The sequence below is a fragment of the Halomonas sp. NO4 genome (assembly GCF_010994375.1).
Taxonomy (GTDB): Bacteria; Pseudomonadota; Gammaproteobacteria; order Pseudomonadales; family Halomonadaceae; genus Halomonas.
On the sequence record NZ_WHMA01000002.1, the window covers coordinates 215,618 to 233,686 of the forward strand.

General features: G+C 63.9%; 36 protein-coding genes. 14 read left to right on the forward strand and 22 right to left on the reverse strand.

Annotated elements, in window-relative coordinates; all coding sequences use genetic code 11:
* Positions 1 to 324: 324 nt before the first annotated feature.
* The 22 genes from FEF15_RS02570 to FEF15_RS02670 all read right to left on the reverse strand — a co-directional run bounded on the left by FEF15_RS02570 (position 325) and on the right by FEF15_RS02670 (position 10,596).
* Positions 325 to 552, reverse strand: a complete 228-nt coding sequence (locus FEF15_RS02570; RefSeq protein ID WP_163557523.1) for a helix-turn-helix domain-containing protein — start codon at positions 550 to 552, stop codon at positions 325 to 327.
* Positions 553 to 582: 30 nt separating this feature from the next.
* Complete coding sequence (locus FEF15_RS02575) at positions 583 to 789, reverse strand: hypothetical protein (protein ID WP_163557524.1); 207 nt, start codon at positions 787 to 789, stop codon at positions 583 to 585.
* A 10-nt stretch (positions 790 to 799) separates the two neighbouring features.
* A complete protein-coding gene (locus tag FEF15_RS02580; protein WP_163557525.1) occupies positions 800 to 955 on the reverse strand; it encodes a hypothetical protein in 156 nt (51 codons plus the stop codon).
* Positions 956 to 968: 13 nt separating this feature from the next.
* Entirely contained in the window at positions 969 to 1,280 is a 312-nt protein-coding gene (locus FEF15_RS02585) for a hypothetical protein (protein ID WP_163557526.1), read from the reverse strand.
* Complete coding sequence (locus FEF15_RS02590; protein WP_163557527.1) at positions 1,258 to 1,545, reverse strand: hypothetical protein; 288 nt, start codon at positions 1,543 to 1,545, stop codon at positions 1,258 to 1,260. Before FEF15_RS02590 ends, FEF15_RS02585 begins: the two co-directional genes overlap by 23 nt.
* Positions 1,542 to 1,820, reverse strand: a complete 279-nt coding sequence (locus FEF15_RS02595; RefSeq protein WP_163557528.1) for a hypothetical protein — start codon at positions 1,818 to 1,820, stop codon at positions 1,542 to 1,544. The genes FEF15_RS02590 and FEF15_RS02595 overlap by 4 nt, the downstream gene beginning before the upstream one ends.
* A 3-nt stretch (positions 1,821 to 1,823) precedes the next feature.
* The gene (locus FEF15_RS02600) at positions 1,824 to 2,234 is read right to left on the reverse strand and encodes a hypothetical protein (RefSeq protein ID WP_163557529.1); all 411 of its coding nucleotides are present in this window, start codon (positions 2,232 to 2,234) and stop codon (positions 1,824 to 1,826) included.
* A gap of 96 nt (positions 2,235 to 2,330) precedes the next feature.
* The gene (locus tag FEF15_RS02605) at positions 2,331 to 2,765 is read right to left on the reverse strand and encodes a hypothetical protein (protein WP_163557530.1); all 435 of its coding nucleotides are present in this window, start codon (positions 2,763 to 2,765) and stop codon (positions 2,331 to 2,333) included.
* Between the two features lie 36 nt (positions 2,766 to 2,801).
* A complete protein-coding gene (locus FEF15_RS02610; protein WP_163557531.1) occupies positions 2,802 to 3,203 on the reverse strand; it encodes a hypothetical protein in 402 nt (133 codons plus the stop codon).
* Positions 3,200 to 3,406: a type II toxin-antitoxin system HicA family toxin gene (locus FEF15_RS02615; protein ID WP_163557532.1), complete on the reverse strand. Its 207-nt coding sequence runs from the start codon at positions 3,404 to 3,406 to the stop codon at positions 3,200 to 3,202. Before FEF15_RS02615 ends, FEF15_RS02610 begins: the two co-directional genes overlap by 4 nt.
* Entirely contained in the window at positions 3,369 to 3,710 is a 342-nt protein-coding gene (locus tag FEF15_RS02620; RefSeq protein ID WP_163557533.1) for a hypothetical protein, read from the reverse strand. Before FEF15_RS02620 ends, FEF15_RS02615 begins: the two co-directional genes overlap by 38 nt.
* Before the next feature lies 1 nt (position 3,711).
* The gene (locus FEF15_RS02625; RefSeq protein ID WP_163557534.1) at positions 3,712 to 3,906 is read right to left on the reverse strand and encodes a hypothetical protein; all 195 of its coding nucleotides are present in this window, start codon (positions 3,904 to 3,906) and stop codon (positions 3,712 to 3,714) included.
* A 239-nt stretch (positions 3,907 to 4,145) separates the two neighbouring features.
* Positions 4,146 to 4,271 carry a hypothetical protein gene (locus tag FEF15_RS19585; protein ID WP_276208184.1) on the reverse strand — a complete coding sequence of 42 codons (126 nt, stop codon included), beginning with the start codon at positions 4,269 to 4,271 and terminating at the stop codon, positions 4,146 to 4,148.
* Between the two features lie 3 nt (positions 4,272 to 4,274).
* On the reverse strand, positions 4,275 to 4,481 hold the full coding sequence (locus tag FEF15_RS02630) for a hypothetical protein (protein WP_163557535.1): 207 nt from the start codon (positions 4,479 to 4,481) through the stop codon (positions 4,275 to 4,277).
* A gap of 248 nt (positions 4,482 to 4,729) precedes the next feature.
* Positions 4,730 to 5,236: a dUTP diphosphatase gene (gene dut / locus FEF15_RS02635; RefSeq protein ID WP_205598459.1), complete on the reverse strand. Its 507-nt coding sequence runs from the start codon at positions 5,234 to 5,236 to the stop codon at positions 4,730 to 4,732.
* Positions 5,237 to 5,252: 16 nt separating this feature from the next.
* Complete coding sequence (locus tag FEF15_RS02640) at positions 5,253 to 6,053, reverse strand: transposase (protein ID WP_163557536.1); 801 nt, start codon at positions 6,051 to 6,053, stop codon at positions 5,253 to 5,255.
* 295 nt (positions 6,054 to 6,348) lie between these two features.
* The gene (gene ssb, locus FEF15_RS02645) at positions 6,349 to 6,927 is read right to left on the reverse strand and encodes a single-stranded DNA-binding protein (RefSeq protein ID WP_163557537.1); all 579 of its coding nucleotides are present in this window, start codon (positions 6,925 to 6,927) and stop codon (positions 6,349 to 6,351) included.
* An 8-nt stretch (positions 6,928 to 6,935) separates the two neighbouring features.
* Positions 6,936 to 7,703 carry a lambda exonuclease family protein gene (locus FEF15_RS02650; protein WP_163557538.1) on the reverse strand — a complete coding sequence of 256 codons (768 nt, stop codon included), beginning with the start codon at positions 7,701 to 7,703 and terminating at the stop codon, positions 6,936 to 6,938.
* Positions 7,690 to 8,616, reverse strand: coding sequence for an ERF family protein (locus FEF15_RS02655; protein ID WP_163557539.1), 927 nt, complete (start codon positions 8,614 to 8,616; stop codon positions 7,690 to 7,692). The genes FEF15_RS02650 and FEF15_RS02655 overlap by 14 nt, the downstream gene beginning before the upstream one ends.
* Before the next feature lie 82 nt (positions 8,617 to 8,698).
* Positions 8,699 to 9,013 carry a hypothetical protein gene (locus FEF15_RS02660; protein WP_163557540.1) on the reverse strand — a complete coding sequence of 105 codons (315 nt, stop codon included), beginning with the start codon at positions 9,011 to 9,013 and terminating at the stop codon, positions 8,699 to 8,701.
* A 9-nt stretch (positions 9,014 to 9,022) separates the two neighbouring features.
* A complete protein-coding gene (locus FEF15_RS02665; protein ID WP_163557541.1) occupies positions 9,023 to 9,268 on the reverse strand; it encodes a hypothetical protein in 246 nt (81 codons plus the stop codon).
* Between the two features lie 809 nt (positions 9,269 to 10,077).
* A complete protein-coding gene (locus FEF15_RS02670; RefSeq protein WP_163557542.1) occupies positions 10,078 to 10,596 on the reverse strand; it encodes a helix-turn-helix transcriptional regulator in 519 nt (172 codons plus the stop codon).
* 705 nt (positions 10,597 to 11,301) lie between these two features.
* Between FEF15_RS02670 and FEF15_RS02675 the strand changes: the two genes are divergently transcribed.
* Genes FEF15_RS02675 through FEF15_RS02740 form a run of 14 tightly spaced genes read left to right on the forward strand, consistent with a single transcriptional unit; the run spans position 11,302 to position 18,063 of the window.
* Positions 11,302 to 13,305 carry a DEAD/DEAH box helicase family protein gene (locus tag FEF15_RS02675; RefSeq protein WP_163557543.1) on the forward strand — a complete coding sequence of 668 codons (2,004 nt, stop codon included), beginning with the start codon at positions 11,302 to 11,304 and terminating at the stop codon, positions 13,303 to 13,305.
* Positions 13,302 to 14,243, forward strand: coding sequence for a toprim domain-containing protein (locus FEF15_RS02680; protein ID WP_163557544.1), 942 nt, complete (start codon positions 13,302 to 13,304; stop codon positions 14,241 to 14,243). The genes FEF15_RS02675 and FEF15_RS02680 overlap by 4 nt, the downstream gene beginning before the upstream one ends.
* Before the next feature lies 1 nt (position 14,244).
* The gene (locus FEF15_RS02685) at positions 14,245 to 14,616 is read left to right on the forward strand and encodes a hypothetical protein (protein WP_163557545.1); all 372 of its coding nucleotides are present in this window, start codon (positions 14,245 to 14,247) and stop codon (positions 14,614 to 14,616) included.
* Positions 14,617 to 14,625: 9 nt separating this feature from the next.
* Positions 14,626 to 14,928 (forward strand): helix-turn-helix domain-containing protein, encoded by a 303-nt coding sequence (locus FEF15_RS02690; RefSeq protein ID WP_163557546.1) that lies wholly within the window; start codon positions 14,626 to 14,628, stop codon positions 14,926 to 14,928.
* Entirely contained in the window at positions 14,925 to 15,260 is a 336-nt protein-coding gene (locus FEF15_RS02695; protein ID WP_163557547.1) for a hypothetical protein, read from the forward strand. The genes FEF15_RS02690 and FEF15_RS02695 overlap by 4 nt, the downstream gene beginning before the upstream one ends.
* Positions 15,257 to 15,598, forward strand: coding sequence for a hypothetical protein (locus FEF15_RS02700; RefSeq protein ID WP_163557548.1), 342 nt, complete (start codon positions 15,257 to 15,259; stop codon positions 15,596 to 15,598). Before FEF15_RS02695 ends, FEF15_RS02700 begins: the two co-directional genes overlap by 4 nt.
* A gap of 2 nt (positions 15,599 to 15,600) precedes the next feature.
* The gene (locus tag FEF15_RS02705; protein WP_163557549.1) at positions 15,601 to 15,867 is read left to right on the forward strand and encodes a hypothetical protein; all 267 of its coding nucleotides are present in this window, start codon (positions 15,601 to 15,603) and stop codon (positions 15,865 to 15,867) included.
* Entirely contained in the window at positions 15,864 to 16,322 is a 459-nt protein-coding gene (locus tag FEF15_RS02710) for a hypothetical protein (protein WP_163557550.1), read from the forward strand. Before FEF15_RS02705 ends, FEF15_RS02710 begins: the two co-directional genes overlap by 4 nt.
* Complete coding sequence (locus FEF15_RS02715; protein ID WP_163557551.1) at positions 16,319 to 16,753, forward strand: hypothetical protein; 435 nt, start codon at positions 16,319 to 16,321, stop codon at positions 16,751 to 16,753. Before FEF15_RS02710 ends, FEF15_RS02715 begins: the two co-directional genes overlap by 4 nt.
* On the forward strand, positions 16,753 to 16,938 hold the full coding sequence (locus FEF15_RS02720; protein ID WP_163557552.1) for a hypothetical protein: 186 nt from the start codon (positions 16,753 to 16,755) through the stop codon (positions 16,936 to 16,938). The genes FEF15_RS02715 and FEF15_RS02720 overlap by 1 nt, the downstream gene beginning before the upstream one ends.
* Complete coding sequence (locus FEF15_RS02725) at positions 16,938 to 17,270, forward strand: nuclease domain-containing protein (RefSeq protein ID WP_163557553.1); 333 nt, start codon at positions 16,938 to 16,940, stop codon at positions 17,268 to 17,270. Before FEF15_RS02720 ends, FEF15_RS02725 begins: the two co-directional genes overlap by 1 nt.
* Entirely contained in the window at positions 17,267 to 17,506 is a 240-nt protein-coding gene (locus FEF15_RS02730; RefSeq protein ID WP_163557554.1) for a hypothetical protein, read from the forward strand. Before FEF15_RS02725 ends, FEF15_RS02730 begins: the two co-directional genes overlap by 4 nt.
* Positions 17,487 to 17,864: a hypothetical protein gene (locus tag FEF15_RS02735; protein ID WP_163557555.1), complete on the forward strand. Its 378-nt coding sequence runs from the start codon at positions 17,487 to 17,489 to the stop codon at positions 17,862 to 17,864. Before FEF15_RS02730 ends, FEF15_RS02735 begins: the two co-directional genes overlap by 20 nt.
* Positions 17,857 to 18,063: a hypothetical protein gene (locus tag FEF15_RS02740; protein WP_163557556.1), complete on the forward strand. Its 207-nt coding sequence runs from the start codon at positions 17,857 to 17,859 to the stop codon at positions 18,061 to 18,063. The genes FEF15_RS02735 and FEF15_RS02740 overlap by 8 nt, the downstream gene beginning before the upstream one ends.
* Positions 18,064 to 18,069 lie beyond the last annotated feature (6 nt).

Consider the following 18,069-nt stretch of genomic DNA (forward strand, 5'->3'; position numbering starts at 1 on the left):
TCCCTGATCCGACCGGCGGGGGTGCCTACGGGCACCCCCGCTGCTGTTGGGGCTCCGCGTTCCCGGCGTGGCGCCGCCGGGGCGGCATCTGCTAGGATACGCCGCTGGCGCAGCGCGCGGCGGGGCGAGGTGAGTCGTACCCGTATCGCCCAGAGTAGTGGGTGGGCCGCGTGCCTGAGCCGATTTCGCTTTTTCTACGCCATCAACCGCGTCATGTGGGCCTTGGTATGGATCGGCACATACCATTTAAATCAATGGTTTATCTCTGATTTGGCGGGTGGCCATACAGGTGGCCATACAAGATGGGCGAGGGTAGGGGCGTGGTTACCCCTGGCGGGCGAGGATTTTCTTCTTCATGTAGGCCTCCACTTCTCCCTTCACCCAGCGGATCGACCGTCGCCGTCCATCCCCGTGTGACATCACGACCGGGTCGGGGAAGTCGACGTCATCGCGACGAATGCGCTTGAGCGTCGTCTTCGACACCCCGAGCTTCTCCATCACGTCAGCCGTGGTCAAGAAGACCAGCTCGCTCTCCGGGGCTGCGTCCGTCATGCGGGCTCTCCTCGGTTGCCATATTAGCTATCAATCATGTCGTGCCCGGGCGTCCCAGGCGTCCAAGGCGTCATCTGACCAGTGCTCGATGCGGTCATGGCCGGTGCGGACCTCGGGGCCTTTGGCGCCGCAGCCAGGACAGACCACGGCGCCCCACTTGAAACCCTGGCTTTCGTCCGGCTCGATGCAGTCGGCATCGACCTCGCTGTTGCAGAACGGGCAGTTCTTGTGGTTCACGGCGATCCTCCTAGTCGGGCTCCACAGAGGCCACTTGGTCGTGGCCGAAGCGCTGCTTGACACTCTCCCGGGCGTGGTCGAGCCCGCGTCCTTCCATATCGAGCATGGTGATCTCCTGGCCGGTCACCAGGCGGATGCGGTACACCTTGATGCGTTGCGTGGCCATGGCTCACCTCCGGTCACTCGTTGCGTGGGCTATCCACCGTGGCGGGCATCCAGCCGGTGTCGCGCACGATGGTTTGCCAACGTCCGTGTCGGGATTCTTCCTCATCCAGACAGGTCACTTGGTCGGTGCCGCACAGCGAACCGCAGTCCAGCGTGAGACGCGGTTTTCCCACCAGCTCCCCCAGCATGGTGGCGGCCATGCTGGTCTCCGCGACACGGTGTATCTCCCCCTTGCGATCCTTGTTCACCTTCGGCCCATCCAGCAGCACCTTGCTCCCCACCCGGATCGGCACGTCGTGTCGGTCAAACCCCACGATTGTCGTCATTGCGAAGTCCTCCCTCGGTCGCGCCCAGGTGGCGCCACTCCGACCGCTGCTTGCCGGTCTTGCCGATGGCCTGGCGCTCCATGGGTTTCATGCGCAGGGCTTCCTCCAGGCCGATGCCGTACTTCCGCATGCGGTTGCGGATCGTGCCGGGGTTCTTGCCGGCCTCCCGGCAGCGGCTATCCAGCTCCGATTCCTCCTGCCTGGGCGGCCTTTCCCTGGCCTTCTGCTTGAGCAGGCGGCGGCGCTCGTGGTCGGTTATCTTCATAGCGAATAGTCAATAGCTTCGATGTCTTCTAGCATGTCTGTCGCCAGATCAATGGCATCTTCCCTGAGCCTTGCGATAAGCTCGTAACGTTCTTCTTCTTCCATTTTTCCGATGTTGCTAGGGTCAAGCCCTTCTTCCTCTTCCTTTGTTCCTTCTGGCTTATACCAGGGGCTTGCCAGCATCCCTTTCAACAGCTCGGTCGCCACATATTCATGCTTGGTCAAGCAGGCCGGGCGCTGTTCGGTCGGGAAGGCGGGAAGATAAAGATTGCTCATGGTTCACCTCTCTGCCTCATGGCTTCGTTGGCTCAAAAGATTGCCGAGGCGCTGGATCACCAATCCGGCCTTTCGCCGGTCCTCGAAGCACCGGCAGCCGCCATTGGTGCCCATGCCTACGGGCTTGCTGATGCAGCAGCTGTTGTCGCCACAGCCGGGAATACCAGCCAGGACGGACTGCAGCAGCTCGGCGTCGTGGCGGGCGAGGGTTTCATGAGGCGTTCGCTGCAAGACGGCCTTGGCATCGTCGGCGTATTCGCGGGTCACTTCGCCGGAGCGAGCCAGGCTGTGCAACACGCCCTGGCAAGCTGACAGCTCGAACACCAAAGCTTTCTGGTGTGCCGCCAAGGCATCCCGCTCGTCTTTCAACTCCTGCCAGCTAGGGCTAACATCCATTCCTGTATCATCGGTCATAACGCCTCCTTCAGTTCTAGATTGCGGCCGACGCGGGTGATGGCGGCGCGCACGGCGCCTAGCCGGCGACTGGCCGCAACGATGTCGGTGAATGGCTCAGCGCTCATGGCCACCCCCATTGGCCTGGTGGTAAAGCTCGATGGCTCGCCCTTCGAGACGCTTTGCGTCCACGGGGTCGATAAACTCGCGGCTTTCCTCGTCAAGCACAGCGGCTTGGGCGAGCTTTATGTTGCCGTAGCCGGCGCGGTGGAGGCGTCGCATTGCATCGGCCATCACGCCGCTCATCGTGTAATGGCCATCGGTGCGCTCCACCACAGACAGCATGGCCTCGACCGCCTCATCCTCGGCCCGCTGGTCGGGGGTGCAGATGGGGTGTAGCTCGCTTGATGTGGCCATGTCGTAGCCGCCATAGTCATCACGAAGCCAATACATGTCGCCGTCACGTGCCAATATGGTGTGCTCGCCGTGGCATGTGTCACCTTCCTGCCATCGGCAACGGTCACCAACTTTCCATATGCCATCACATTCCATAAAACCTCCCCTGAATCAGGTGTCTTTCAGTTCCAGTTATCGCGTCTTCTCGCGAATCCTCTCCAGCACGATGCGGATGCCGGCGGCATCGTGAAGCCGGCGTTCCGCCATGGCCTGGTCGTGCTCCTGAAATGCGCTTTCCTCGATCTCGCGCAGCCAGCTGGCCTTGAGGTGACGAAACGCCTGTTCGATGTAGTCCTCGTCCAGGCAGTCGTACATGGCGGCGGCACATTCCTCCCAGGTGGTATGCAGCTCGCTGGTCGCCTCGTAGTGCCGCCGGGCGTTCTCGATCTGCAGGGTCTTGCCGGCCAACGCCTTCCCCAGATGCTGACAGCGGCGGTTCATGTACTCGTGACCGCCGGCCAGCTCTATCACCTCCGTGGCGGTCAATCCCTCGCGCTGGGCCTTGGTTATCAGATGGTGTTTTCTGGCAGTCATAACGGGCGCCCCTCCTGCGCACGGCGCAGTTGCGACAGGGTGTTTTTTACCGTGCGGTTGTCACTCGGGGTGCTGCTCGTGAAGATGGTGGGGTAGCCGGGGCGGCGGAATTTAAGGTGGTTTTTGCGGGTCATCGACACCTCGAAGCCGTGCCGATGGGCGTAGTCAATCAGGGGTTTTACTCGTTTCGAGGGTGTCTTCATGGTCACCTCCGTGGCGGTTGTCCAGGCCGTCGACGTAGCGGTGAATGAGGCCCAGGATGCGATGCAGTCGGTCGGCATCCACCACCTCGATCACACCGCCCACGTCATGCTCCAGTCGGGTGGGAGCATTCAGGCCGCTCGCGGCCATCATCCGCACCGTGGCCAATGCCCTGGCCAGGTCGTCTCGCTCGTCGATGGCTCGGGCGCACAGCCGCGCCTCCTCGGCGTTCAGGCTGACTCTCGACGGCGTGATCGCGGCGCCCCGGGCCCGGGCCCGGGCCAGCAGGTCTCCGGCATCGTTCATGTCAGCCCCCTCGCATGGTGGCCATCTGACGGCGCGCTTCTCTTTCCTCTGCCCGAGCCGCATCGCGTTCGGCCTTCAGGGCGTGGATGGCGGGCACCACGTCGCTCGTCACGTCGCTGCCGGCGGGCAGGTCCAGGGCGTGGGCCGCCTCGTGAAGGGTGTTGGCCTGCAGGGCCAGTTCAACATTCGTGTTCATGGTCCTCCCTCCAGTGGTCTTGCGGCATGTTGGGTGCCTCAAGGTCGGGGTTGTTCAGCGCCATCCAACGGCCACGGCGCTGACTGTCTTTCACACCGAGACGCTTGGCGCGAGCCAGTCTCACGTTCTGGCTGTCGAGGTCGCTGCGCCAGTGGTGCGCCACATGGGGCGGTCGCTTCATCCGTCGTCCCAATGCATCGCAGGGCGCGTCATGACGAGTTCGTTTCACGCGGGTCACCTCAGAACACGAATCGCTCGGGTCGGTCGGTTGTCACCGGCGCGGTGGGCTGGCAAGCCAAGGTGGTGTCCGGGGTGTCCGTCACCCCCTGGCCGAGCAACAGTAGGGTCAAGGCAATGGCGGTCATGGCTCACCTCACCCACTCGTATCCGCAGTGCAGGCAGTGGTCGCGCTCGCTGTTCTTCATGCGCGGCTCGTGCTCACACTCTTGTGCCTGTTTTAGCCGTCCGATTTGCTTGTCGATGTAGGCCAGCTGCTGTTCGACCGTGGCGCGCTCCTGGCGCCGGGCGGCAAGCGATTCGCTGATAAGCTCGTCGATCTCCAAAAGGTTGCGCATCGGTCACCTCCATCAAATGGCCGTCAAATGGAGTCCCTTGTCGCGGGCCAAACGGTCGGCGCCTGGAACCTCCCGCTCGCGCGGTAGACCCGGCTCGCCACTCCGACCTCACTGCCGGACTGATGGCGAGGTAGGGACAAGGGTGGGCCCATCGCCGACTGCTCTGGGATATTGCGGCCGCCGTATCGGCCGCTACTCCCGCTGCGCCCGTCCCGGCGAGCAACGCGGTAACAGCGGGGCCTGCACGTTCAGAACGAGCCCGAGCTGCCGAAACCGCCATTGCCGCGACCGGACGGCGCCAGGCTCTGGGATTCTTCGGCGTCGATGAGACAGGGGACCACCACCAGCTGCGCGCAGCGCTCGTTGCTCTCCAGGCGAATGAGGTCGAGGCCGCGGTTGATGACCGCGACGCGCACCTCACCGCGATAGTCGCTGTCGACCACCCCGGCCAGGCGATCCAGGCCCTGGTCCACGGCCAGGCCGGAGCGCGGCCAGATGAGGCCGACCCAGCCCTCGGGGATCGCCACGGCGATGCCGGTGTGGAGCAGGGCGCGCTCGCCCGGCGCCAGGGTCACGGCGTCAGCGGCCACCAAGTCCCAGCCCCCGGCCCCATCCGTGGCTCGGGTCAGTGGCGGCGTATTGGCGCGCAGGGGCCGCCACTGCATCACCGGGTTGAGGCGATCCAGTAGCTGGGCGTGGGCCGTCATCAGTTCATCGTGGCGCTGTGCCAGTTGCTCGAAAACGCTGTCCGTCATCCTCACCTCCAGAAGTTCACGCTGGCACCGCGATCTTGTGTGCGTGCCCCAGATGGGCGATGGGGTAGGGCGCCGGTGGTGCCTCGCCGTAGTGCTCGCGGTAGGCCACTTCGTGCCAGTGACTGAGGAACAGCTTGACCGCATAGCGTTTGGCGCGGGCGTGAATATGCGCCGGCGGCAGCTTGCCATTGCTGTACCACTGGTACGCTTCGGTGGTCTTACCGATGGAATAATCCTCCAGCTTTTTCGCTGCCTGGTCGGCGAATTCCCCGTCATCATTGCGCTGAATTTCCAGGGCCTTTCGTTCCAGATAGACCTTTCCGTAAATGTCATCGTCTCGGCCGCTGACCTTGACGAACGACTCGCCGATCTTCCAGCACAACGTCTTGAGTCGCGCGTTCCATGGGCGCACCTTTCCCTTCTCCCACCGGACGGTGGGGTCCAGACCGGCGTACCGCCAGATATGGCCCACGGTCGGCGCCCTGGTGATGTCGATATGGGCCATCAATCCGGCGGCAATCACCGGGCCAATGCCGCAAATACCACGCGCCCATTCGCCGATAGGCCGGGAGGCGCTGTAGACATCCAAGGCGGCCTTGATCTGGTTTTCCATCATGCGGTTCTGGTCGGCCAGCCACTGGAGGACAAGGTGGGGTTCGCCGTTCTCGCCCAAGGCGCGAACCTGATTGTCGGCGCGCTTACGGTCCTCCTGCATGGTGTAATAGGCGTCGACGAGGAAGCGGGCTTCCTCATCACTCAGGGTGACGCTGGCCTTACGCAGGTCACGTTTCAGGCGTTCAAGTTGCTCCAATGCCATGAATCCCTCCCGGTTTTGTCGCTCCCGTTTCTTGGTCCTATCAGGTAAATTGGCTCGATCCCCACTATGGTTCTCTCCGATTACTTGTCTCACTCACAGCATTTGGTTTCCTCCGACTTTCTGGTTCGATCATTCCAAGTGGTTCTCTCGACCTGTTTGTCTCGATTCGGCGGTGGGGTTCTCTCTGAGGCGATGTCTCACTTCACGAACTTGGTTCTCTCCGGCACATTGGGTCACTTCCTGCCTATGGTTCGCTTCGGGCTAATGGGTCTCTTGACGCCAGTAAGTAACTGATTCAGAAGGGAATATCGTCGTCGAAGTCATCGAACCCGCCCTGATAGGGTCCGCCGTTATGCCCCTGTTGCGGGGGCTGTTGCGGTTGCTGCGGCTGACCCTGCGGCGGCGGCTGATTGGGCGGCGGGCCACCTTGCTGCGGGTGTCCGTTCGGCCCCGGTGCGCCGTAGACGCCTTGCTGCGGTGGCTGCTGAGGCGGCGGCTGCTGGCCTTGCTGTGGTTGCTGTTGCTGCCCATTGGGGCGGCTGTCAAGCATCTGCAGGTCGGTCGCCACGATCTCGGTCTTGTAGCGATCCTGACCGTCCTGCCCCTGCCACTTGCGGGTCTGCAGGCGTCCCTCGACGTACACCCGGCTACCCTTGCTCAGGTAGTTCTGGGCGACCTCGGCGAGCTTGTTGAACAGCACCACGCTGTGCCACTCGGTACGCTCCTGGCGCTGCCCGCTGTTGCGGTCCATCCAGGCATCGGTGGTGGCCAGGCGGATGTTGGCGACCGGTTTACCGGAGGACGGCATGGCGCGCACGTCCGGCTCCTGCCCCAGGTTGCCGATGAGAATGACCTTATTGACTCCGCGTGCCATGTCTCCTCCTATGCGGCGTTTTTGCGCAGTTCGGTTTCGTAGGTGTCGACCAGTGACGAGAACTCTCTCAGGTCGCTGGCGAGCGCCTCGATGTAGGTGTCGTCTCGGGCGAACTCCCGCCACCACAGCTGCTTGCCGACCGGCTCCAGGGCCTCACAGTAGAGGCCGATGTGCCACCAGCGGCGGCCGGTGATCCACATGCAGCCCTGCACTTGGTCGATGACCTCGCTGACGTCGCCGTCGATATGGAAGGCGCGCAGCTTGTCGGGCGCGATGAAGCACTTGTATTCGCTGCCTCCGTCCGGCTCGATGAGTCCGTCCGCCGAGGCGCCGAATAGCCCGTCATCGGTGACGACGAAGCCGGCCCGCTCGACCATCAGACCGCTCTGCAGCTCGTGCTCCATGCGGGCCACGGGCTCCAGCTCATGGCCGCGCCGCATGGCCCAGGTCTCGAACCCCTCGTCCAGGGGCTCGCCGCTGATCCGTTCCACGGCGACCCGGAAGGCGTAGTTCTTGGCCGATTCGCTGGGCTCGCCGACGACCTCCCCAGCCAGGGCACGCCGGATCGTCTCCGACTTGGGCGCCTGCTTGTAGCCGGCCAGCTCGCGCGCCTCGGGCTCGGGGTTGCCGGCCAGGATGTGGTCGACATACACCTTCTGCTGGGCGGTTAGACCGCCCACCCGGGAGCGGGCGACCTTGAAGTTGCTGGCCGTGATGATGCCGGCCCTGGCCTGGTGCCATTCGGGGCTGCCCTGCGGGCACTCAATCACTCGCATCGTCGGCCTCCTGGGCACGCAGCCGCTTGCCGCGTGCCTCGACTCGCTCGCGGAAGTCATCGGCCAGGTCACGCTCCCGATAGCGCTTGAGCGTCTTCAAGCCGTCCTTCCAGACCTCCTTCAACGTCTCCGGGGTCTCGGCGGCGTTGACCTGCTCGGCCAGGGTGTCGATGAGGGACTGGCGGCGGGCCTCGACCAGCTGCGCCAGGGTCGTGTCGAAGGCGTTACGCGGCACCAGGTCGGCCTCGCCGAAGGTCTGGGCGAACCAGTCGCGGGTGGTCTCGGGGCAGTCCTCCAGCTTGGCCTTGAGCTGGGCCGACTGGGTTTCGGTAACGGCGGGTTCGCCACCGGCGGCATTGCCGTCGTCGTCCTCGTCGGCCATGGCCAGGTTGAAGATGAGCAGGGTCAGGTAGCGCCGCGCATAGCTCATCGTCGAGCCGTGGGCGTGGGTGGCGGTCTTGTTCTGGTTACCCTTGAACCCCTGCGTGTCCAGCGGCATGTCGACTTTCTTGTGGTCGATGTGCCCGTCGACGTGGGCCACGTCGCAGGTCACCCGGATATACCCCTCATAAGGGCAATCGCCTGTGCCGAAGGACAGCGAGAAGCCGTGGCGGGTATAGATGGGGCGGATGGAGCGGTCGATGGTCTCCAGGCGCGTGTACCGGGAATGGGTCTGGTTATTCTCGGCGTCTCGCACGACAGGGCGCATTTCCTCCTGTGCGCGGTTCATGGCCTGGTGGAAGGCGATGTGCGCCTGCTCGGCCAGGATTTTCTCCTGCATCTGCAGCAAGCGCTCCATCTTGTCGATGTCGACGTTGGGGTCGGTTGCCGCCCGCTCGATGATATGGAGAACGCTGCTGTTCCGAGCGGCCTCCGGGGGAGCGGCATCGCTCTGTTGAATCTGCTGTGCCATGGTAGACTCCTTTGCGACTCGTTTACGTGCCTGTTGCGGGTCAATGGCCCGCCCTCCAGTTGCCGCTGGAAGGCGGGCTTTCTCATGTCAGGACGCCGTACTCATCCAGCTCGCCGGCCGCTTCCTCGTGAGCCCATGCCTTGAGCCAACTGTGGCCCAGCGGCGTCCTGATGTACTGCTCGATCCATTGCCGGAACGTCATGTCCAGATCGAGTTCGGCCTGGCAGCCCATGACGCCTTCGTCGGTCAGGTAGTCGGCGAAGGACTGCATCAGCGATTCCTCGCCGTCCCTGACTCCCTCGGCTAGGCGATACGCCTGGTAGCGAATGTCACCGGCCGTGGCCGAGGGGTGCGAGAAGGCGGGGCGTCCGGCGACGATGTAGTTCTGGGTCAACATGACGGCCTCCTATGCGACTTCGGGGTGCTCCTCGAGGTAGGCGTCCATGACAATCTCGATGGCGTTGTTCAGGGAATTGCTGCGGCAATGCCCTCCGGTGAAGAAGGCGTCCTCCAGGGCCGGCAGCAGCTCTCTTGTCTCCTGGCGATCTTGCCGGATCGCCCAGATGACGGCCTGGCGTACCAGCTCCCTGTCCTGGGCGTCGCGCGCATCCTCGATGCTGTCGGGGTGCCGCGCCCATTGATGCATTAACATAAGGAACCTCTGATCTAGTGATAAAAAACGGCCGCCAGGGGATGGCGGCCGTCAAGGTCCGTCGTGGTGACGGATATGCCACAGATACATGAGAGCAATCACATGCGATGCGCCAACAGCACATCCGGCAGGGCTCGGCCGAAGCAAGGGTGGGCGCGGGGGAACCGGACTCCGACCGGAACCCTGCCGGATGCGCAATGTGCGCTGGCGAGGCTGGGCATCGCTTGCTGCCCGGGGCGCCACCCCGACCGCGTTCGGCGGCCCGCTTGGTTGGCCTCGCCCACCGCCAGAATGGGTCTGACGGTGCCCACCTTTAAGCCGGTGGGAGGCATGCCGCATTTTTAAAGATCAGGCCAATCAATCCGTGATCGGATCAAGTAAGGCTATATGCTGCTGTCCGTTCGCCTTTAACCTGAAAGGTAGAGCCCAAAAAAACGGCCGTCAAGGACGGCCGTGGCAAAAAAATGCTTAGGAGTGCTGTCGGGGGGCGGATCGGGGAGGCGGAAAACCCATCTTGCGGAAATAGAAGAGATCAAACGCCCTGTTCATGCGCGCCCGCCCCGGGTGTTCCAAGTCAAAACCCTGATTTTCATCAAGATTTTTTATCGAAGCCTCCATTTATACCTCCTGCGCATCTCATGAGGGATCTGTATATCCATACAGTAGTCCCTCACCATCTGTCTCGCAATCTCGATCTAATAACAATGAATCCTCCCTACTCTATGACAGCACCATCCCACGGTAAATAGCGAACACTGTTCGGGTAATACCCAAGGCTTATCAAGCTGTTTCTTTATGAATATTTGCTGTCACTCCTCCTGCGGAGCTTCCTCACCATTCTTCTGATTGTCCTCCTGCCCATCCTTGCGTTTCACGCCTATCTCGTAGAAGAGCTGACCGCGCGCCTCGGCATCGCTCATGCCGTCCAGCAGCAGCTCGTGGGCACGATTCATGACCGAGACGAAGTCATCCACGGACCCGTCCGGCAGTAGAACAGAGCACACCATTTCCGTCAGATCGGCCGCCCGGTGGAGCAGCTCGTCAGGCGGTCCCAGCTTTTCGTAACCAGTCGGGGCGAAGCTCGTATACCCGGACACCGACTCGGCCGTCACCCCGTACAGCGTCGCCAAGCGGCGCAGGGTGGCGTCCTCGGGGTAGCTGATGAGGTTCTTCCATTCGCTGACGGTGGCCTTCGACACCCCCGCATCGTTGGCAATGATGGTCACCATCCCGTGGCTGTCGGGGTGGTTGTGATAACTCTTGGCTGCAGCGAGGAGGCTTTCCCACATCGCTGCCTTGATGGCCTCTCTGGGCTTTCTCCTGGGCATAAAAGTAATCCTAATTAGGTTGATTCCTGACTTCTTGGGTCAAGTTTTCATGACTCGATAAAAATGTAGCAGATATATCAAACCAGCAACACCCAGTAACCATCCCTGCATCGCCTCTACCTCGGGCTTCGGTAGCCGACTTCCACATCACACCTTGCGAGCGCAGGCTCTTTCTCCTACGCTGTTCGGTGTAAAGGCGATGTTCGTCAGGTCGATATAGACCCTTCATCGCCTGTATCGGTTACGAAGTACGAGGCTGGCGGACTACCGCTCGGAAGCTGGCTTATGCGTCCCACCAGACGGTGACACGGTTCGGTCAGCTTTCGTGACAAGGCCGGAAGAATGACCCCTCACGCCGGCAGGGAGGGGGAAGCGCATCCCCGGCACAGGATGCGTGGGCGGCTCCCGAGGATGCCCTGGTCGCAGGGTGAATCCCGCCCAAGCCACAGCGGCGACCTGACTGTGGCCACCATCGCTGATCGACAAGCGCTCTGGTGATACTTCCACGCCCGGCCAAAACGTCGAAATTTTTTCGGCGTCGGGTATGGGGAAGATGTGCCCAGCCAGGGGCACATGCCCAGCCAGGGAAGGATGGCACTAAGGGTAGTAAGAAACCACGCGCGCGGGGAGCGGCACTTGAACGAACGCTGAATCAACCTGCGCTAATGCAGTCCTCGCGAGGGCTGGACGAGAAGAGCCCCGGCCGTGCTGGGGAGCAGGAAACCGGGGCTCAGAACACAACCACTGGTTGCGGAGGCCATTATGCCACAGCAGCTCTTCCCCCACCAAGCAACCGCCCTGGACGAAGTGAAGCGGCAAATAGTGAGCGGAATCAAGGCCTTGGCGGTCATGATGCCCACTGGCTCGGGCAAGACAGCGGTTGCCAGCCGCATCATGGCCGGGGCCGAGGCGAAGGGGCATCGCGCCTACTTCGTGGTCGACTCCGTGGAGCTGGTCGACCAGGCGTTTCAGCGCTTCACCGAGGACGGTATCTCGGTGGGCGTGATCCAGGGGCAGAACCGCTTTACCGACTACAGCCAGCCGGTGCAGGTCGCCACGATCCAGACCCTGCGCAATCGGTGGCCCGAGATCGCCGAAGCGAACAAGCCGGCGGTGGTCGTTATCGACGAGTGTTTTGTCGCCGGCACCCAGGTCAAGACCCAAGAGGGCAATAAACCCATCGAGACCATCAAGCCGGGAGACGTTGTCGCCAACGCCGCTGGTTGGGGCGAGGTGACAGCTACGTCAGAGAAGACTGCCAGCCAGCTAGTTGAAGTGGAGCTGTCCGATGGAAGCGTTATCACCTGCACCTCAAACCACCCCTTCTTCACCTCAGCAGGCTGGGTCGAAGCCGAGGCCCTGGCGGTGGGATCGCGTCTATACCGCGAGGAAGACCTGCGAGCACTGCGGGGAGGAGTTCGCCCCGAAGATTTGGACGGGGAAGGACGCCTTCTTGAGGTCGTGCGGGTGGACCGTTATCCGGGTGAAGAATCAGGACGCGGTACGCCTGTCTTCAATCTGCAAGTCGCCGGACACCCTTCTTACTTCGCTGAAGGCGTCCTAGCCCATAACTGCCACGTCCTGCACAAGGCGCACGAGGAGATCATCGAGGAGTGCAAGGCGCGCGGCGTCCCGGTCCTGGGGCTCAGCGCGACGCCATTCCGCCGGGGCATGGGCCAGGTGTTCGACTCCCTGGTCGTGGGGGCGACCACCCAGCAGCTCACCGACGAGGGCTATCTGTGCCCCGCCACCTGCTATGCGCCCTACGTTCCCGACCTGGCTGGGGTCAAGACGCGCCACGACGGTGACTTTCAGGAAGACGCCCTGGCCGAGTTCATGGGCGATGCCAAGATCGTCGGTGACGTCGTCACGTCGTGGTTCAGCCTCGCTGAGGGGCGCCAGACCCTGGTCTTCGCCGCCACCGTGGCGCATTCCCGGGAGCTGTGCGACGCCTTCCGCCGGGCGGGTGTCGAGGCGGCGCACATCGACGGCTATGAGCACGACCCGGTGCGTCGCCGGGAGGTCATCGAGGACTTCCGAGCCGGCAGGATTCGGGTGCTGTGCAACGTGGCCGTCCTCACGAAAGGCTTTGATGCGCCCGAGACCGACTGCATCGTCATGGCGCGTCCGACGAAGAGCCTGATGCTGCACTACCAGATGATGGGTCGGGGCCTGCGCACGACGCCGGGCAAGGTCGACTGCCTCATTCTCGACCATTCCGGCAACTGCCTGCGCAACGGTACGCCCACCGACCCGTTGCCCGACCACCTCGATGACGGCGAGAGCCAGCACAAGCTCGACCGGCGCAAGCGGGACAAGACCGACCCGGTCAAGAAGCCCTGCCAGTCATGCGGCTACGTGAGCAGCCGCCACGAGTGCCCCGCCTGCGGGTTCAAGCCGGAGAAACGCGAGGACGTCGAGGTTCGCGACGGCGAGCTGTACGAGATCGGCACCCAGACCCGGCCGCGCTGGTCGCGGGAAGGGGTCCGCACCCTGTATGCCGAGCTGCTCGGCCACGCCCAGCTCAAGGGCTTCAAGAAGGGCTGGGCCTGGCACACCTGCAAGGAGTTCACCGGCACTGCGCCGCGCGACACGCGCCAGATCGAGCCGATGCACCCCTCCAGCCGCACGCTGGGGATCATCAAGCACATGCGGATCAAGAAAGCGAAGGCGGCCGAGAAGCAGCGCCGCCAGGAGGTCGCATCATGAAGATGCCGACCCGTGAAATCGCCCGTCATCGCTGGCAGAGCATCCTGCTGTCCATGGGACTGCCCGCCAAGTACCTGAGCGGCAAGCACATGGCGTGCCCGCTGTGCGGCGAGGGAGAGGACCGATTCCGCTGGGATAACAAGGACGGAAGGGGCACCTACTACTGCTCCCAGTGCGGCCCCGGCGACGGCTTCCAGCTGGCCTCTGGCTGGACCGGCAAGTCGTTCACCGAGGTCGCCCGGGAGATCGACGACATCCTGGGCAACCGCGACCCGGTGCCGGCGCCGCAGCCCGAGAAGCAGCAGGACGAGGCGGCCAGGACGCGCCGCCGCCTGCAGCGCATCGGCCGTGACCTGCAGCCGGTGGGCGACCTCGACCCGGTGGCGCGCTACCTGCGTCATCGGGGCATCAAGCGCATCCCGCGCGATCACCTGCGCTATCACCCCAGCCTGCCGTTTTTCGATGGCGGCCCCAGGCCGGTGGCGCATTACCCGGCCATGGTGGCGGCCTTCCGCCGCTCGGACGGCGCCATCGAGACGTTCCACGTCACTTACCTGACCCGGGACGGCTACAAGGCGCCGGTCGATCCGCCGCGCAAGGTGACCGGCAAGCAGCAGGGGCTGCCCGGGTGCGCCATCCGCCTGTCGGAGGTCGAGCGCCACATCGGCATCGCCGAGGGCGTGGAGACGGCGCTGAGCGTCACCGAGCTGTACGGCCTCCCGTGCTGGTCCTGCTACTCGGCCAATGGCCTGGAGACCTTCGAGCCGCCCGAGGGCGTGGAAGAGATCAGCATATTCGCAGACGCCGATGAAAACTTCGCCGGCCAGGACGCCGCCACATCGGCGGCCCGGCGCCTGACCAAGGCGGGATACACCGTGCGCCTGGCCCAGTTCCTGCGCCCGGGCCTGGATTACAACGACTTGCTGGAAGAGGGCTGATATGACGGACCTGGCGCTCGACACCATGCCCGAGATGAGCGAGGACGAGACGCTCAACAGCCTGCTGGAAACCTTCAACGCTCGTCTGCTCGCCGCCGAGAGCAAGGATCACTACATCGGCAACGTGACCACGCGCGTGCGGATCGGCGAGCACGAGTACCTGACCCTGCCCACGGTGCGCATCACCGTGGCCGCCCACAAGGCGGAGCTGGAGCGAGCCAGGGCGACGATGTTCGCGACCTACCTGCTCCAGCTGGGCCGGGAACAAGCCCGCGAACTCTGGAAGATGGCTGCCCCGTGGGAGGGTCAGCACTTCATGGCCTGGGTGAAGCTCGACATCGAGTGGAAGCGGGCCAACGGGGAGCACGCATAGGAGGTCGTCATGACGGTAGCCGCGACATCACTGGACGCTTTCCACGAGCACCTCGTCACCGGCGGGGTGAGTCAGCAGCAATGCATTGTCCTGGGCATCTTGCGTCGCTTCGGCGCGATGACTCGCCAGCAGATCGCCAGCACGTCGGGCATCCCTCTGTCGTCGGTGTGCGGTCGCTGCAACGAGCTGCTGGCCGTCGACCAGATCGAGGTCGTGGGGGTCCAGTACACCCAGGTCGGGAAGCGGCGTTCGCCCCGCGAAGTGCTCGAACTCGTGCCCGACATGCTCGACAAGCTGGAGGTGACGTCATGAGGAACCTGGGAATGGGGCGCGCGATGGTCGAGCGCGTGATCGCTGGTCAGGTATCGGAAGGGCTGTGGAGCCACTGCCCGAACCACACCCGCTTCCATGTCGTGATGCTGGCCCAGGCCATCATCGACCTCGTTGCGTCGTTTCCGGGGCGCCGCGAGGATGCCTATGCGTATCTGTTCACCGGCGACGAGCCGATGTCGGCTCAGCTCCTGGGCGTCAACCCCGAGTTCCTTCACCGCCTGGCGCATGCGTATGTCGAGCTGGTTGCTGAGCACCGCCCGGCGCTGCGCAAGGCGGCGAAGGCCAGTCCGATCAACCGGGAGGCGGCATGATCCGGCGAGTCTATGAGAGTTTGACCGGCGTGCTGGGCCGCGACTGTCAGGGCAGGCCCTTGCGCCAGGGTGACTGGGTGGAGGTGATCGACGACGGCACGGTGCGCCCCAAGCTTATCGGCCACCGTGACCGGGTGGCGGGACGCGCTAAGGTGGCTTCCCGAGCACTCGGCCATGGCCCTGCCGTCTGGCTGGATGGCGGCCTGCGCGGCCGGACGCACAGCATGATGAAGCTCGACGACACGCGCGGCAGCTGGGATCGCGTTGCCGACCTCACCGCCTGGACGCCCCGTGAGGTCAGGGTGCCTGCTGAAGCCCCCGCCAAGGCAAGGAGCTGATTATGGTGAAGCCCGTCGAGCCAGGGTGTCTGGCGATCATCGTGCAGAGCGACGTGCCCGAGAATATCGGTCGGGTGGTCGAGGTGATCCACTGGGACGTCGAGGACAAGACGTGGTTTTGTGAAGCCGGCGATGCCCTGATGGCGACTCAGCGGGTCGGGGGTCGCCATGTACTGGCGGTGCATGGCCACTGCGAGGACCGTCAGCTCATGCGGATCGACGGGGACGTCAGGCCTCAGAAACGGCGCCGCAAGGGTGCTTCGCAATGACCACCCGGCTGATCCGCGACGACCGTGACAAGGCGCGCCTGGTGCGCTGGATCGAGGGTCAGGAGCCGCCGTTCACCGCCAGCCTCGCCAAGGGGTCGCTGCGCAGCCTGGCCCAGAATCGACTGCTCCACCAGTGGTTTCGCGACGCGGCGGAGCAGGGCGATATGACGGCTCAGGAGTACCGGGCGCAGTGCAAGCTCCATTTCGGGGTGCCGATCCTGCGCGAGGAAAGCGACGGATTCCGCGAGAAGTACGACCGGCTTATCAAGCCTCGCTTATATGAGGAGAAGCTGGAGTTCATGGTCGAGCCCTTCGACTTCCCGGTGACGCGCCTCATGACCGCGCGCCAGTTCCGGCGCTTCCTCGACACCATCCACGAACACTTCACCGGCCTGGGGTTCGAGTTAACCGACCCTCGAATGCTGGGCATCGAATCGCTGATGGAGGTGGCATGAACATCGTTTTCGACCTCGACGGCACGCTCGCCCTGGTTGGGCACCGCAAGCACCTGATCCAGGGCGACGCGCCCGACTGGCCCGCGTTCTACCGTGCGTGCGTCCACGACGAGCCCAACTGGCCGGTGCTGCGCATCCTCCAGTCCCTGGCTGGGCGTTATGACATCTGGGTGCTCACCGGGCGCAGCAGCGAGGTAGCCGACGAGACAATGGACTGGCTGGAGTCATGCCTCCCGGGCATCGACCTGACCCTGTTGATGCGCGACGAGGGCGACCACACGCCCGACCACAAGCTCAAGGCGTGGTGGGTCGAGGAATGCGGGCTGACCCCGGAGAACACCACGGCCGTGTTCGAGGATCGCGACAAGGTGGTGGCCATGTGGCGGGACAAGGGTTTTACCTGCTGCCAGGTCGCCGAAGGAGGTTTCTGATGGCGGTATGGCAAGGGCTGGCCGAGTTCGTTTTCTGGGCCGTTATCTGGATCGCCTGCATGGTCGGCTTGGGCGCCAATAGCGCTAGAGCGGTGGTCGGCATGACGCTGCTTTGGCTGCTGTCCGGTGCGGTGGTCTCGGCCATGGTGATGTTGTTTGCGTTCGCAGTTGGGGAGTTTCCCTGATGTACCTCAAGCCGCAGCCTATCCGTTCTAAGCAGGTTCGCGACGCCGCCAGGGGCGAGCGCTGCACGCTGCAAATCCTGGGCGTGTGCAACCACGACGACAGCACCACAGTGCTATCCCATCTGCCCGACGAGAGCCACGGCATGGCGCGCAAGGGTGACGACATCTCGGCGTGCTTCGCCTGCCATGCCTGTCACGACGTGATCGACGGCCGCCGGGACTGGCCCGAGGGCGAGGCCGAGCACCGCGAGTGGTACATGCGGCGCGCCCAGACACGCACGCTGCGTCGGCTCATCGAGCGCGGCATCGCCAACGTCAAGGGGGTGGCATGAAGACCGTATCGAGCGACGCCGGAACCCGCCTGGCTCGGGCCAAGTGGGCCATGGACGAGTGGGGAAAGGCGTTTCAGATCGGCCGGGAGTACGAGTCGCGGAATCTTGCTCGGCTGCATGTCGAGTATTTGAGGGCGAGGCAGCACTTCATCGAGGTCGCCGAAGGGCTGGCCGATGAGCTGGTTGCGCAGAACTTTCATCGGATGGAGGACGGTAATGGCCAAGGCAAGCCGTGAGAAGGGGCGTAAGGCCGAGGGCGAGGTGGCCCGCCTCCTGGGCGAGCGCCTGGGGCTGACCCTCAAGCGCCGCCTGACGCAGACCCGTACCGCCCGGGAGCACGACTTGGACGGCTGGGATGGCGTGTGCATCGAGGTCAAGCGCCACAAGCGCGCCACGCAATCCGACATCGCCGCCTGGTGGCGGGAGACGCTGGGGCAGTGCCATGACGGCGAGGCACCCCTGCTGGCGTACCGCGCCGACATGCAGGACTGGCGTTTCGTGATCCGGCCCAGCGACTGGGGCGTGCCGATTGATGAGCCGATTCAGTTGGACATCGAGGGCCTGGCCGCCTGGCGGGAGGCGACCGATGGATAAGCCCCGCCTGCGCGCCTATCCCGTCCATCCCGACCTGTCCGTGCGCTACTGGCACTGCCGGGGCCAGGGCCTGGTCGGATATGGCATGACACCTGACGAGGCGCTGTATCAGTGGCAGCTCAGCCGCCAGCTGCGCCGCGCCCTACGCTCCACCACGAACGGGAGGCTTCCATGCCATGCAATCGTGCGTTCGAGCTGAAGCCAC

Bases quoted from the DNA above. Each gene is read 5' to 3' on its own strand.
- FEF15_RS02570 (WP_163557523.1), bottom strand. From the start codon at position 552: ATGACGGACGCAGCCCCGGAGAGCGAGCTGGTCTTCTTGACCACGGCT.
- FEF15_RS02580 (WP_163557525.1), bottom strand. From the start codon at position 955: ATGGCCACGCAACGCATCAAGGTGTACCGCATCCGCCTGGTGACCGGC.
- FEF15_RS02585 (WP_163557526.1), bottom strand. From the start codon at position 1,280: ATGACGACAATCGTGGGGTTTGACCGACACGACGTGCCGATCCGGGTG.
- FEF15_RS02590 (WP_163557527.1), bottom strand. From the start codon at position 1,545: ATGAAGATAACCGACCACGAGCGCCGCCGCCTGCTCAAGCAGAAGGCC.
- FEF15_RS02595 (WP_163557528.1), bottom strand. From the start codon at position 1,820: ATGAGCAATCTTTATCTTCCCGCCTTCCCGACCGAACAGCGCCCGGCC.
- FEF15_RS02600 (WP_163557529.1), bottom strand. From the start codon at position 2,234: ATGACCGATGATACAGGAATGGATGTTAGCCCTAGCTGGCAGGAGTTG.
- FEF15_RS02605 (WP_163557530.1), bottom strand. From the start codon at position 2,765: ATGGAATGTGATGGCATATGGAAAGTTGGTGACCGTTGCCGATGGCAG.
- FEF15_RS02610 (WP_163557531.1), bottom strand. From the start codon at position 3,203: ATGACTGCCAGAAAACACCATCTGATAACCAAGGCCCAGCGCGAGGGA.
- FEF15_RS02615 (WP_163557532.1), bottom strand. From the start codon at position 3,406: ATGAAGACACCCTCGAAACGAGTAAAACCCCTGATTGACTACGCCCAT.
- FEF15_RS02620 (WP_163557533.1), bottom strand. From the start codon at position 3,710: ATGAACGATGCCGGAGACCTGCTGGCCCGGGCCCGGGCCCGGGGCGCC.
- FEF15_RS02625 (WP_163557534.1), bottom strand. From the start codon at position 3,906: ATGAACACGAATGTTGAACTGGCCCTGCAGGCCAACACCCTTCACGAG.
- FEF15_RS19585 (WP_276208184.1), bottom strand. From the start codon at position 4,271: ATGACCGCCATTGCCTTGACCCTACTGTTGCTCGGCCAGGGGGTGACG.
- FEF15_RS02630 (WP_163557535.1), bottom strand. From the start codon at position 4,481: ATGCGCAACCTTTTGGAGATCGACGAGCTTATCAGCGAATCGCTTGCC.
- dut (WP_205598459.1), bottom strand. From the start codon at position 5,236: ATGACGGACAGCGTTTTCGAGCAACTGGCACAGCGCCACGATGAACTG.
- FEF15_RS02640 (WP_163557536.1), bottom strand. From the start codon at position 6,053: ATGGCATTGGAGCAACTTGAACGCCTGAAACGTGACCTGCGTAAGGCC.
- ssb (WP_163557537.1), bottom strand. From the start codon at position 6,927: ATGGCACGCGGAGTCAATAAGGTCATTCTCATCGGCAACCTGGGGCAG.
- FEF15_RS02650 (WP_163557538.1), bottom strand. From the start codon at position 7,703: ATGCGAGTGATTGAGTGCCCGCAGGGCAGCCCCGAATGGCACCAGGCC.
- FEF15_RS02655 (WP_163557539.1), bottom strand. From the start codon at position 8,616: ATGGCACAGCAGATTCAACAGAGCGATGCCGCTCCCCCGGAGGCCGCT.
- FEF15_RS02660 (WP_163557540.1), bottom strand. From the start codon at position 9,013: ATGTTGACCCAGAACTACATCGTCGCCGGACGCCCCGCCTTCTCGCAC.
- FEF15_RS02665 (WP_163557541.1), bottom strand. From the start codon at position 9,268: ATGTTAATGCATCAATGGGCGCGGCACCCCGACAGCATCGAGGATGCG.
- FEF15_RS02670 (WP_163557542.1), bottom strand. From the start codon at position 10,596: ATGCCCAGGAGAAAGCCCAGAGAGGCCATCAAGGCAGCGATGTGGGAA.
- FEF15_RS02680 (WP_163557544.1), top strand. From the start codon at position 13,302: ATGAAGATGCCGACCCGTGAAATCGCCCGTCATCGCTGGCAGAGCATC.
- FEF15_RS02685 (WP_163557545.1), top strand. From the start codon at position 14,245: ATGACGGACCTGGCGCTCGACACCATGCCCGAGATGAGCGAGGACGAG.
- FEF15_RS02690 (WP_163557546.1), top strand. From the start codon at position 14,626: ATGACGGTAGCCGCGACATCACTGGACGCTTTCCACGAGCACCTCGTC.
- FEF15_RS02695 (WP_163557547.1), top strand. From the start codon at position 14,925: ATGAGGAACCTGGGAATGGGGCGCGCGATGGTCGAGCGCGTGATCGCT.
- FEF15_RS02700 (WP_163557548.1), top strand. From the start codon at position 15,257: ATGATCCGGCGAGTCTATGAGAGTTTGACCGGCGTGCTGGGCCGCGAC.
- FEF15_RS02705 (WP_163557549.1), top strand. From the start codon at position 15,601: ATGGTGAAGCCCGTCGAGCCAGGGTGTCTGGCGATCATCGTGCAGAGC.
- FEF15_RS02710 (WP_163557550.1), top strand. From the start codon at position 15,864: ATGACCACCCGGCTGATCCGCGACGACCGTGACAAGGCGCGCCTGGTG.
- FEF15_RS02715 (WP_163557551.1), top strand. From the start codon at position 16,319: ATGAACATCGTTTTCGACCTCGACGGCACGCTCGCCCTGGTTGGGCAC.
- FEF15_RS02720 (WP_163557552.1), top strand. From the start codon at position 16,753: ATGGCGGTATGGCAAGGGCTGGCCGAGTTCGTTTTCTGGGCCGTTATC.
- FEF15_RS02725 (WP_163557553.1), top strand. From the start codon at position 16,938: ATGTACCTCAAGCCGCAGCCTATCCGTTCTAAGCAGGTTCGCGACGCC.
- FEF15_RS02730 (WP_163557554.1), top strand. From the start codon at position 17,267: ATGAAGACCGTATCGAGCGACGCCGGAACCCGCCTGGCTCGGGCCAAG.
- FEF15_RS02735 (WP_163557555.1), top strand. From the start codon at position 17,487: ATGGCCAAGGCAAGCCGTGAGAAGGGGCGTAAGGCCGAGGGCGAGGTG.
- FEF15_RS02740 (WP_163557556.1), top strand. From the start codon at position 17,857: ATGGATAAGCCCCGCCTGCGCGCCTATCCCGTCCATCCCGACCTGTCC.